The following is an 11,928-nucleotide window of genomic DNA, read 5'->3' as shown; positions in this document are numbered from 1 at the left end:
TTACTACCGTCTCACCCGCGTCGTCCCGTCCGGTCGGTCTTCGAGGATGATCCCGGCCTCGGCCAGTTGCTTGCGAATCGCATCGGACCTTGCCCAGTCCTTGTTCCGGCGCGCTTCCTGTCGCTCCGCTACAAGGGCATTCACTCGGTTGTCATCAAGCACAGCTACATCAACATGACCCGCTACGGAGATTTCAAGCCTCTTTCCATCAGAGAGTGGAATAGAACCCACCTTCCATTTTTCCAGGTCCAATTGAAAGAGGCCCAGCAACCCGCCGTATTTCCGGAACAGTTTCAGGACGGCTTGGGACGACGACCGGGAGATTCCCCGGCCCAGGACCGCATTGACCACGGCCCGAAGCTGCTGCATCTCGCTCACGGCCTCCGAGGTGTTGAAGTCGTCGTCCATCGCGGCCTCAAACCGTTTCGGAAACGCCTTGAGCGCCGCGCGCAGCTTCCGGTCCAGCGGGCCGGACGCCGTCGCGGTCGGCTCCTCCAGCTTCTGGAACATGGTGTAGAAATTATCCAGGCCCGCCTTGGCCGCTTTGAGCGCCTCGTCCGAAAAATCGATCGGGCTGCGATAATGGGTCGCCACGAGGAAGTAACGGAGGACCTCGGCCGTCACGGCCTCGGGCCAGACCGATTTCTCGAAAATTTCCTGGATCGTGAAAAAATTCCCGAGCGACTTGGACATTTTCTCCTGATTGACGTTCACGAAGCCGTTGTGGACCCAGTAGCGCGCGAACCGTTTTCCGGTCGCGCCCTCGGACTGCGCGATCTCGTTTTCGTGATGGGGGAAGATCAGGTCCATTCCGCCGCCGTGGATGTCAAACGAATTGCCCAGGAGCTTCATCGACATCGCGGAGCATTCGATATGCCACCCCGGCCGTCCCGGACCCCAGGGGCTCTCCCAGCTAGGCTCCCCCGGCTTGGCCGCCTTCCAGAGGGCGAAGTCCAGCGGATTTTTTTTCCGCTCGTCCGGCTCCACGCGGGCGCCCGCCTGTCCGGCAGGCAGGCCCGCCAGGAGCTCGTCGGCTTTCCGTTTGGAAAGCCGGCCGTACCCTTTGAACTTCTCGACCCGATAGTAGACGTCGCCGTCGACGGCGTAGGCGAAGTCTTTCCGGATCAGCCGCCGGATCAAGCGGATCATCTCCGGGATGTGCTCCGTCGCCCTCGGCTCGCGGTCGGCGGCCCGCACGCCCAGCCGCCCCATGTCCTCCCCGTACGCCGCGATATACCGCTCCACAATCTCGGTCCAGGGCCGGTTTTCCTTGGCCGCCCGCGCGATGATCTTGTCGTCCACGTCCGTGAAGTTCTTGACGTAGCGCACCCGGTACTTTTTGTATTCCAGATACCGACGGATGACGTCGAAGACGACGGCCGAGCGGGCGTGGCCCAGATGGCAGCGATCGTAAACCGTGACGCCGCAGACGTACATCCCGACGCGCCGGGCCCGCGCGGGGCGGAACGGCTCTTTTTTCCCCGTGAGAGTGTTCGCGATCTTCAGCATCCGTTGCTCACGCGTTCGCATCCCCCCAGCCGTGGCCGCCGATGAGCGGCACGAAGACGCACCCGGTCAGGGCCGCGACCTCGATCCCGGCCGGCGTCTTGGTCACTCTCTTCAGCGTTTGAGTCGTCCGGTCCCCCACCGGAATCACCATGCGCCCTCCCTCCTTTAATTGGTCGGCGAGGGGCGTCGGGACCTCCGGCGAGCCGGCCGTCACCAGGATCGCGTCGAACGGAGCCTCTTCCTTCCAGCCGTAGGACCCGTCCGACACCTTGATCGTCACGTTCCGGCAGCCGAGCGACGCGAGCAGGGAGCGCGCTTTGGCCGCGAGGCCGGCGATCCGTTCGATGGAATAGACGCGCGCGGCCAGTTCGGCCAGGACCGCGGTCTGGTATCCCGACCCGGTTCCGATCTCCAAAACCCGCTCGGTGCCTTTGAGCGCCAGGCTGTCCGTCATGAGGGCCACCATGTACGGCTGTGAAATGGTCTGCTGATCGCCGATGGGCAGGGCATGGTCTCCGTAGGCGCGGTCCCGAAGGGCATCCTCCACGAAGAGGTGGCGCGGCACGCGCCCCATCGCCGAAAGAACGCGCCGGTCCTTGATGCCCCGGGCCGCCAGCTGCTCGTCGACCATCCTCAACCGCGCGCGTTCGTAATCGATCACCATGGGTCGGATCCTTGACGGGACGGAGTTAAGCCGGAGGCCGGGCGCGGCGGGCGGGACGCGGCCGCCGGCGCGGCGGCATCAAACGTTTCTCCCAGTCGCGCAACGCGGCCAGGGCGCTGTAATTGGTCAGATCCAGATGAACGGGCGTCACCGAGATGAAGCCGCTTTCGACGGCTTCCTGATCCGTGTCTTTCCGTTCCTCCCAGGCCACCCGGTTTCCGCCGATCCAGTAATAGATCTTGCCCCGGGGATCTTCCTTTTTAATGATGTTGTCGGAATCAAAGATGCGCTTGCCCAGACAGGTCACGCGCATGCCTTTGATCGCCTGCGGAGGCCGGTCGGGGACGTTGACGTTCAGGAGGGTGTCCGGGGGAAGACCCAGGCGACGGACCCGGCGGACCAGGCGCACCGCGAACCGCGCCGCCGCCTCGAATTGAAAATCGCCCTCGCCCAGTTGCGAGAGGGCGATGGAAGGGATCCCCAGAAGCGTCCCCTCCATGGCGGCGGATACCGTCCCAGAATAGGTCACGTCGTCCCCGAGATTCCCCCCCCGGTTGATGCCGGAGACGACCAGGTCGGGACGGCGCGGAAGAATTTCGTTGACCGCCAGATTAACGCAATCCGTGGGCGTCCCGCTGACGCTGAACGTGCGCGGACCGAGGGGCTCGATCCGCAGGGGTTTGTGAAGCGTGAGGGAGTGGCCGGCCGCCGTGCGTTCCCGGTCCGGCGCCACGACGTAAACCTCTCCGATCCGCCTCAAGACCCGGGCCAGGATCTTGATCCCCGGCGACTGGATGCCGTCGTCATTGGTAACCAGGATCAGCATGGATGATTCTCAGCAATAAAAAAGTCCGTGGGGACGGACTTCGAAACCATGGACGATTTACCGTTCACCATTTACTAAAATTTTCCGCAGCAAAGGAAAATTGTAAATAGTAAATAGGGGAAAATTTTCCTGCGGAAAATTTTCGGGCGGGCGGATTTGAACACGCACCGCGCCGAAGGCGCGGAATCAAAATATCGCGCGCCAGCGCCTTCCGCTCGGGAGCAAATCCCCCGCACCGGCCTCAGCGATTTTACAATATGTATCGGGGCGGGCGGATTTGAACCGCCGACCACTCGCACCCCAAGCGAGTACGCTACCAGGCTGCGCTACGCCCCGTGTTCGTTTGAAGAACCCCGACCTTCCGGCCGGGGATTCCCCGCCTGCCGGCGGGCAGGTTCGATCCGGGTGGAAAAGATCTTATTTTTAATTCGCTCGCGGACCCGCCCTCCCAGGCGGGGACTGCGCTCGCTATGCGGATTCGAAAGCGCGCAAGGATCCGGACGACGGAAAGGCGGGGTGTCGTTCCGCAAAAACAGGGATCAAGCGCTCTGGTTGTCGTGCGAGGAGAGAATCCGCAAGATTTCGGCCAACTCACCCCGGAGGCGGTAGACAAACTCCTTGGATATCGGTCGGGCCGCGGTTTCGGAGGGATCACCGTTCCTCGCCGCCAGCACTTTCCGTGCTCCGGCAATGGTAAAGCCTTTTTCATAGAGCATCTGCTTGATTTTCAGAATCGTTTCGATATCTTTTTTCTGGTAGATCCGTTGACGGCCGCGGCTTTTCTGGGGACGGAGAATCGGGAACTCGGATTCCCAATACCGCAAGATATAGGCTTCCAGGCCGGTGATGTCGCTGACTTCGCTGATCTTGTAAAACAGCCGCTCGTGACCGTTGGAGCCCGGCGGCGGGGCCGAACGGGGATCCGGGTCCGGTCGCGCGCCGGAAGGATTCCCCTCTTCCGTTTCAAGACCGATTTTCTTTTTCAAGGGCCACCTACGACTTGTTCACAAATTTCTTGAACACCTGGCTGGGACGGAACGTCACCACGCGCCGGGGCGTGATCCCGATCTCCTGGCCCGTTTTGGGGTTTCGACCTTTTCGCGCCCGTTTGCTTCGAACGACAAAGTTGCCGAAGCCGGCGATCTTGACCGTTTCTCCTTTTTGAAGAACGCTCTTGATCGTGTTTAATACGGTTTCAATGATCTCGGCCGCCTCTTTTTTCGAAATCCCGACCCGCTCGTAAACCTCATTGGCAATGTCGGCTTTTCTCATTCCACCCCTCCTTCTCTTCAACCTCAAGACCGGCGTTCACGACGAACGCCCGGTGATCATGCATCGAAACGATTCGGGATCAATACCGCCGATTGGGCCGCCTTCGTCCTTCCCCCGCTGGAATTGGGAGGCATAAAAAAATTGAACATAAAATACAACAGGTTAGAAAGAATGTCAAGGGAAAACGCGCGACGGTTGCGCCTCGGATCGGACCCGGATTGTTTCGGGTGCGCCGTCGCGCTCGACCGTCAGCGTCCGTTCGACCCCCACTCCCCCGTCGGCGATCATCCGCTTAAACTGCGCCGCGCCCTCTAGATCGGTATCGTCCACCCGGAGGATGCGATCGGACGGTCGAAGTCCGGATCGCCAGGCGGGGCTGCCCCACTGCACGGATTGCAAGACGACGCCGTTCCCGTCCGCTTGTCCGGCGAACGGAGCCCTCGCCTCGATCCCGAGCCAGGCCGCGCGAACCGGCTGATCCCTCAACACCTCGTCGACGAACCCGCGGGCCATGTTGACCGGGATGGCAAAACCGATCCCGTGTCCCGTGGGCATGATCGCCGTATTGATGCCGACCACCTCACCGTTGATGTTCAAGAGGGGCCCGCCGCTGTTCCCGTAATTGATCGACGCGTCCGTCTGGATAAAATTTTCCCGGGAGGTGATGCCGAGATGCGACCGCCCGGTGGCGCTGACCACGCCGACGGTAAAGGTCTGGGACAGGCCCAGGGGGCTGCCCGCGGCCATCGCCCACTCGCCGGACTCCAGCCGGTCGGAATCCCCCAAATCGGCCGCGGGAAAAGGGCCTTCGCCTTCGAGCCGAAGAAGCGCCAGGTCCGTGCGCGGATCTTCACCGACCACGTAGGCGCGCATTTCCCGCCCGTCCGACAGAACGGCGCGGATCTCATCCGCGTGCCTGACGACGTGAAAATTGGTCAGGACAAATCCGGCCGGGTTCACGATAAAGCCGGAACCCACCCCCTCCTGCTTCGTCACCGCCTTTTTCGACAGCCCCAGGAGGTCTTTGAAAAATCGCTCAAAAAATGCGTGATCGGACTTTCGATGGAAAAGGGGCCATTCGTCCCGGAGTTCCTGAACCGTTTTCAGATGGACGACCATCGGCGCCGCCGCTTTCGCGATCTGGGCAAACCGGGTGCGGGGAATCAACACCTCCGCCGACGGAGGCGCCGGGTTTTCTTCCGTCGGACGGTACGCGCTGGTCGCCGCGGGACCCGGGCCGGACGCCCGCCCCGGCCGCGGCGCGTCGGCCCGTTCGCAGGCCGCGAACGCTCCCGAAAAAACGCCGACGACGAGCGCGAGGCCGAGCGCGCCTCGAAGACGGCCCCGGCCGAAAAAAAACGTTGGCATGGAATCCCCGCTCATCGGCTACCGCTTCTTCCTTCGATCCTGAAGGAGTTTGTACTCGATGCTGTCGACCAGGGCCTGCCAGCTCGCCTCGATGATATTTTCCGAGACGCCGACCGTGCTCCATTTTCCGGTCCGGTCTCCCGACTCGATCAGGACGCGGACGCGCGCCGCCGTTCCCCGGTTGGCCGCCAGGACCCGCACCTTGTAATCCAGCAGCTTCATCTCTTTCAACTGCGGATAAAACTTCTCCAGCGCCTTGCGAAGGGCGTGGTCCAGCGCGTTGACGGGCCCGTTGCCTACCGCCGCGGTATGCTCGACGTGGTCGCCGACCTTCACCAGGATGGTGGCCTCCGAGACCGGATCCTCCCGCTCCCGTCGTTTTTCGATGATGACGCGGAAACCGATCAGGTCGAAAAACCGCTGGTGCGTTCCCTCGGCCTTCCGCATGAGCAACTCGAACGACCCCTCGGCCCCCTCGAATTGAAATCCCTGACTCTCGAGTTCCTTCAGCGTCTCCAGCAAATGCTTCAACTTCGGACCGCTCTTCTTCAAACGGATCCGGAACTCGTCCGCCTTGCCTTGAAGGACGCTCCGCCCGGCGTAGTCCGAGACCAACACGCGCTGGCGGTTTCCCACGAACTCCGGCCGGACGTGCTCGTAGGTCAGCGGATTCTTCCTGACGGCGTGAACATGCACCCCGCCCTTGTGCGCGAAGGCGCTGTCGCCGACGTACGGTTGGTGCTTGTCCGGCGACAGGTTCGCGATTTCGGTCACAAACCGGGAAACCTCCTTGAGGCGTCCGAGCTGTTCGTCCGAGATGCAGTCGACCTTCATTTTGAGCTTGAGGTTGGGCAGGATCGAGCAGAGGTTGGCGTTCCCGCACCGCTCGCCGAACCCGTTAATCGTCCCCTGGACCTGCACCGCCCCCAGTTCCACCGCGATGATGGAATTGGCGACGGCCATCTCCGAATCGTTGTGGGCATGAATGCCCAAGGGAATCCGGACCTCCTGCATCACGGTCGAGAAGATGTCCCTCACCTCCCAGGGCATCGTCCCGCCGTTGGTGTCGCACAGAATGACGCAATCCGCCCCCGCCTGCACGGCCTCGTTCAGCGTTTTCAAGGCGTAGTCCGGGTTGGCCTTGTATCCGTCGAAGAAATGCTCGGCGTCGTAGTAGACCTTTTTCCGCTTGGATCGAAGGTAGCGGATCGAGTCGGAGATCAGTTCCAGGTTCTTCTTGAGCGAGATGCCCAGGGCGTCCGTCACATGCAGGTCCCAGCTTTTTCCGAACAGCGTGATCAGCCCGGCGCCGGAGTCCAAAAGGGCCCGGATGTTGGGGTCCTTGGCCACCGGGTGGCCGGCCTTCCGGGTCGCCCCGAAGGCCGCGATCGTCGCGGTCTTCAGCGGAAGGTGCCGGACTTTTTTGAAGAACTCGATGTCCTTGGGGTTGGATCCGGGCCAGCCGCCCTCGATGTACTGCAGGCCCAGGCCGTCCAGTTTCTCGGCGATCCGGAGTTTATCCTCGACCGAAAACGAGACATCCTCGGACTGGGCGCCGTCCCGCAACGTGGTGTCGTAGATCTCGACGAAATGCATGAGGGTCCGCCTTCCTATTTTCCGAGTTCAAAGGCGTCGTGCAGCGCCCGCACGGCCAGCTCGGTATATTTCCCGTCGATCACGCAGGAGATCTTGATCTCGCTGGTCGAGATCATCATGATGTTGATCCCCTCCTTGGACAGGGCGGCGAACATCTGGGCCGCCACCCCGGAATGGGTCCGCATGCCGACGCCGACGATCGAAACCTTCGCCATGTCCTCCTTCAATTGCACGTCGCGGGCCCCGATCTCGCGGGCGATCTTGCCCGCGATCTCGACGGCCTTCCGGGCGTCCCCCTTCGGGACGGTAAAGGAGATGTCGGTCAGGCCTTCCTGGCTGACGTTCTGTAGAATCATGTCCACGTTGACGCCGGCCTCGGCGATGACGCCGAACAGCCGCGCCGCGATGCCGGGCTGGTCGGGCACGCCCGTGATCGTGATCTTCGCCTGGTTCTTGTCATAGGTCACGCCCGACACCACCACCTGTTCCATATCCCGGTCCTCCTTCGTCACCAGCGTCCCCTCCCCGTCGTTGAAACTGGACAGCACCCGCACCGGCACATGGTATTTGGCCGCGAATTCGACCGAACGGGCCTGAAGGACCTTCGCGCCGAGGCTGGCCATTTCCAGCATCTCCTCGTACGAGATCTTCTCTAGCCGGCGCGCGCCCGGAACGACGTGGGGATCGGTCGTGTACACGCCGTCCACGTCGGTGTAGATGTCGCAGCGCTCGGCCTTCAGGGCCGCGGCCAGCGCGACGGCCGTCAGGTCCGATCCGCCGCGCCCCAGCGTCGTCACGTCCGATTTCTGATTGATTCCCTGGAAACCCGCGATCACCGGAATGATGCCCTCGCCGATCGCCTCCCGCACGCGGTCGGCCGAGATCCGCTCGATCTTGGCCTTCGTATGCGTGCTGTCCGTGATGATCCCGACCTGGCGGCCGGTGAAGGCCTGCGCCTTGAACCCTTTTTCCTGGAGCGTCAGCGCCAGCAGCGCGCTCGTCACCCGCTCGCCGGAAGACAACAGGAGATCCACCTCCCGCTCTTCCGGACGGGAGGAGACCTGACCGGCGAGCTTCAGCAAGCGATCCGTCTCGCCGGCCATCGCCGAGACGACCACGACCACGTCGTTCCCGGCCGCCTTGACCCTGGCCACGCGCTCCGCCACGTTCCGAATGCGCTCGACATTGCCGACGGACGTCCCGCCGTATTTTTGAACAATCAGTGCCATCTTTCTTTCAGTATCCCAACACCTTCACCACGTCTTCAAGCCGGGCCTTGATCGTGATCGGCTTCTGGGAAACGTTCATCGCCGTCTCGACATCCTTCAGCCCGTGGCCGGTGAGCGTGCAGACGACGCGGTCGCCCTTCTTGAACAGGCCCTGCCGGTTCAGCTTGATCACGCCGGCCACCGAGGCCGCCGAGGCCGGCTCGCAGAAGACTCCCTCCAACCCGGCGATCATCCGGTAGGCCTCCACGATCTCCTCGTCCGTCACCAGATTGATCTCCCCACGGGACTCGGCGGCCGCGGCCTCCGCGCTCTTCCAGCTGGCCGGATTTCCGATCCGGATGGCCGTGGCGATCGTCCGGGGTTTCTCGACGATGTGGCCCAGCACGATCGGCGCCGCGCCCGCCGCCTGGAATCCCATCATCCGGGGTAGCGAGTCGATCCGCCGGTGCCCGCGGTATTCCTTGTATCCCATCCAGTAGGCCGTGATGTTTCCGGCGTTGCCGACCGGAAGAAAATGAAACGCCGGAGGGCCTTCCAACTGATCGCAGACTTCAAACGCGGCCGTCTTCTGGCCTTCCAGCCGGTACGGATTGATCGAGTTGACCAGCGTGAGGCGGTACTTCTCCGAGACCTCTTTGACGATCGTCAGGGCCTCGTCGAAATTTCCGTCGACCTGGATCACGACCGCGCGGTGGATCATCGCCTGGGCGAGCTTGCCCGACGCGATTTTTCCCTCGGGGATCAGGACGTAGACCTTGATCCCGGCCCGCGCGCCGTACGCGGCCGCCGAAGCGGAGGTGTTCCCGGTCGAGGCGCAGATCACGGCCGAGGATCCGCCTTCGATCGCCTTGGAGATCGCGAGCGTCATGCCGCGGTCCTTGAACGATCCCGTCGGGTTGGCTCCCTCGTATTTGAGATACAGTTCGATGTCCGGACGGATCGCGGCGGTCAGGTTCTTCGCGCGGATCAACGGCGTGTTGCCCTCGTGCAAGGTCACGACCGGCGTCCGGTCCGTCACCGGAAGAAACGGCCGGTAGGCCTCGATGATGCCCGTCCACATGCTCACGCTTCCTCTTCTCCCTCGACGCGGATCAGGACCGTTCGATCGCTGACGTCGGGAAACAGCCGGATCTCGGCCAGGGCCCGCTGAACGTCCCGCTCCACGGCCTTGTGGGTCATCATCACCACCGGAACGGCCTCGTCGACTTTCCGCCCCTTTTGGATCATGGAGGAAATACTGATGTTGTATTTCCCCAGGGCGCCGGAGATCCGCGAAAGCACGCCGGGCTTGTCCATCGCCATGAAACGCAGGTAATAGAAGCTCCGGATCTCCTCCATCGGCTTGATCCGGAGCGCCTCCCTCCGGTCGGGATCGAAGCCGGTCGGCGGGACGCACCCGACCGAATCGTACAGCAGATTCCGGCCGGCCTCCATCAGATCGCTCACGACGGCGCTGCCGGTCGGCATCGCTCCGGCCCCCTGCCCGTAGAAGAGCGTATTCCCCACGGCGTCCCCCACGACGTAGATCGCGTTGTAAATGCCGTTCACCGTCGCGATCAGGTAGTCCTCCGGAACCATGGTGGGATGGACCCGGACTTCGATCTGGTGGTCGCTCGCTTTGGCGATCGCCAGCAACTTGATCCGGTAGCCGAACTCCTTGGCGTAGGCGATGTCGGTCGGCGTGACGCCGGTGATCCCCTCGGTGTAGATCGATTTGATATCGACCGGCGTGCCGAACGCCAGCGTCACCAGGATCGCCAGTTTGTGGGCGGAGTCGGTCCCTTCGATGTCAAAGCGGGGGTCGGACTCGGCGTAACCCATGCGTTGGGCCTCGGCCAGCACCTCGGCGAAGGGCTGCTGCTCCTCGGTCATCTTGCTTAAAATATAGTTGGCCGTGCCGTTGATGATGCCGTAAATGGACAGGATCCGGTTCGCGGCCAGCCCCTCCTTCATCGCGCGGATGATCGGAATCCCGCCCCCCACGCTGGCCTCGAAGCCCAGATCCACGCCGGCCTTCTGCGCGGCGCGGTAGAGTTCCTCGCCGTGCACGGCGAGCAACGCCTTGTTCGCCGTCACGACGCACTTCCCCTTCTCGAACGCCCGGAGGATGAAGGTGCGCGCCGGTTCGTAGCCGCCGACCAGCTCCACGACGATATCCACCGCCGGATCGTCGATCACCTCGTCCGCCTTCGAGGTCCGGAGACCCGGCTTCACCTCGACGCCGCGGTCCCGCTTCCAGTCCAGGTCCGCGATCCGGACCAGCTCCAGCGGAACGCCGAGCCGCCGACGGATGTCCTCCGCCCGGTCCGTCAGGATCTTGACCACGCCGGTTCCGACGGTCCCGAACCCGATGATCCCCACGCCGATCTTTTGTTTTTTAGGATGCATGACGTTGATCATCCGGGCAGGCACAGGGACCTGCCCCTACCCTTTTTTTAAAACGTTCTTGATTCCATGGATCGCCTGACGCGTCCGGTGCTCGTTTTCGACCAACGCAAAGCGGACATGGTCGTCGCCGTACTCGCCGAACCCGATCCCCGGCGAGACCGCCACCTTGGCCTCGTTCAAAAGCATCTTGGTGAATTCCAGAGAGCCCATGTCGCGGAACGGCTCGGGGATCCGGGCCCAGACGAACATCGTCGCCAGAGGCTTTTCCACCTTCCAGCCGATCCGGTTCAGGCCGCTCACCAGCGTGTTCCGCCGGCTCCGGTACATCGCGACCGCCTCCCGGACGCAGTCCTGCGGCCCGTTCAGCGCGATGATGCTCGCGATCTGGAGCGGCTGGAAAATGCCGTAATCGAGATAACTTTTGATCTGCATCAGGGCCTTGATGATCTCCCGGTTCCCGACGCAGAACCCGATACGCCACCCCGGCATATTGTAACTCTTGGACAGGGTGAAAAACTCGACCCCGATCTCCTTCGCCCCCGGCACCTGGAGAAAGCTGGGGGCCCGGTACCCGTCGAAGACCAGATCGGCATAGGCCAGGTCGTGCACCACGATCAGGCGGTGCTCCGTGGCGAAGTCGACCAGCTTTTTGAAAAAGCCCGTGTCCACGACGCGTGTCGTCGGATTGTGCGGAAAATTCACGATCAACATCTTCGGCCTCGGGAGGGCGGTCCGGTAGGCCGCCTTCAGGTCCTCAAAAAAGTCGTTGTCTTCCCGGAGCGGAACGCTCCGGACCTCCGCTCCCGCGATGATGACGCTGTAGGTATGAATCGGATAGGTCGGGCTGGGGCAAAGCACCGCGTCTCCGGGACCGAGCGTGGCGAGGGCCAGATGGGCGATGCCCTCCTTGGAGCCGATCGTCACGATCGCCTCCGTCTCGGGATCGATCTCGACCTGAAAATTCCGACGGTACCAATCCGCGATCGCGACGCGAAGCTTTGTGATGCCGCGCGAAGCGGAGTAGCGATGGTTCCGGGGATTTTTCATCGCCTCGATCGCCTTGTCCACGATATGCT

At 62.6% G+C, this 11,928-nt stretch carries 11 protein-coding genes and 1 tRNA gene; all 12 read right to left on the bottom strand.

Annotated features, from left to right (window positions below; translation table 11 throughout):
- Window positions 1-3: 3 nt before the first annotated feature.
- Entirely contained in the window at window positions 4-1,509 is a 1,506-nt protein-coding gene (gene cysS / locus VLY20_03350) for a cysteine--tRNA ligase (protein ID HUK55675.1), read from the bottom strand.
- Between the two features lie 7 nt (window positions 1,510-1,516).
- The gene (locus VLY20_03345; GenBank protein ID HUK55674.1) at window positions 1,517-2,167 is read right to left on the bottom strand and encodes a protein-L-isoaspartate(D-aspartate) O-methyltransferase; all 651 of its coding nucleotides are present in this window, start codon (window positions 2,165-2,167) and stop codon (window positions 1,517-1,519) included.
- 31 nt (window positions 2,168-2,198) lie between these two features.
- Complete coding sequence (gene surE, locus VLY20_03340; protein HUK55673.1) at window positions 2,199-2,999, bottom strand: 5'/3'-nucleotidase SurE; 801 nt, start codon at window positions 2,997-2,999, stop codon at window positions 2,199-2,201.
- A 262-nt stretch (window positions 3,000-3,261) separates the two neighbouring features.
- Window positions 3,262-3,335 (bottom strand) — tRNA-Pro (locus VLY20_03335).
- Between the two features lie 203 nt (window positions 3,336-3,538).
- Window positions 3,539-3,985, bottom strand: a complete 447-nt coding sequence (locus VLY20_03330) for a MerR family transcriptional regulator (protein HUK55672.1) — start codon at window positions 3,983-3,985, stop codon at window positions 3,539-3,541.
- Between the two features lie 7 nt (window positions 3,986-3,992).
- Complete coding sequence (locus tag VLY20_03325; protein ID HUK55671.1) at window positions 3,993-4,271, bottom strand: integration host factor subunit alpha; 279 nt, start codon at window positions 4,269-4,271, stop codon at window positions 3,993-3,995.
- Window positions 4,272-4,445: 174 nt separating this feature from the next.
- Window positions 4,446-5,639 (bottom strand): trypsin-like peptidase domain-containing protein, encoded by a 1,194-nt coding sequence (locus VLY20_03320; GenBank protein ID HUK55670.1) that lies wholly within the window; start codon window positions 5,637-5,639, stop codon window positions 4,446-4,448.
- Window positions 5,640-5,657: 18 nt separating this feature from the next.
- Window positions 5,658-7,235, bottom strand: coding sequence for a citramalate synthase (gene cimA / locus VLY20_03315; GenBank protein ID HUK55669.1), 1,578 nt, complete (start codon window positions 7,233-7,235; stop codon window positions 5,658-5,660).
- A gap of 14 nt (window positions 7,236-7,249) precedes the next feature.
- Window positions 7,250-8,464 (bottom strand): aspartate kinase, encoded by a 1,215-nt coding sequence (locus tag VLY20_03310; GenBank protein ID HUK55668.1) that lies wholly within the window; start codon window positions 8,462-8,464, stop codon window positions 7,250-7,252.
- A 7-nt stretch (window positions 8,465-8,471) separates the two neighbouring features.
- Entirely contained in the window at window positions 8,472-9,524 is a 1,053-nt protein-coding gene (gene thrC, locus VLY20_03305; protein ID HUK55667.1) for a threonine synthase, read from the bottom strand.
- Window positions 9,525-9,526: 2 nt separating this feature from the next.
- Window positions 9,527-10,852, bottom strand: coding sequence for a homoserine dehydrogenase (locus tag VLY20_03300; GenBank protein HUK55666.1), 1,326 nt, complete (start codon window positions 10,850-10,852; stop codon window positions 9,527-9,529).
- A 36-nt stretch (window positions 10,853-10,888) separates the two neighbouring features.
- A partial coding sequence (locus VLY20_03295; GenBank protein ID HUK55665.1) for an aminotransferase class I/II-fold pyridoxal phosphate-dependent enzyme occupies window positions 10,889-11,928 on the bottom strand: 1,040 nt, incomplete at its 5' end.

This window comes from Nitrospiria bacterium (assembly GCA_035517655.1).
GTDB lineage: Bacteria > Nitrospirota > Nitrospiria > JACQBZ01 > JACQBZ01 > JACQBZ01.
Note: the sequence above shows the minus strand (reverse complement) of the source record. Positions and strands in the feature narration are given on the sequence as shown.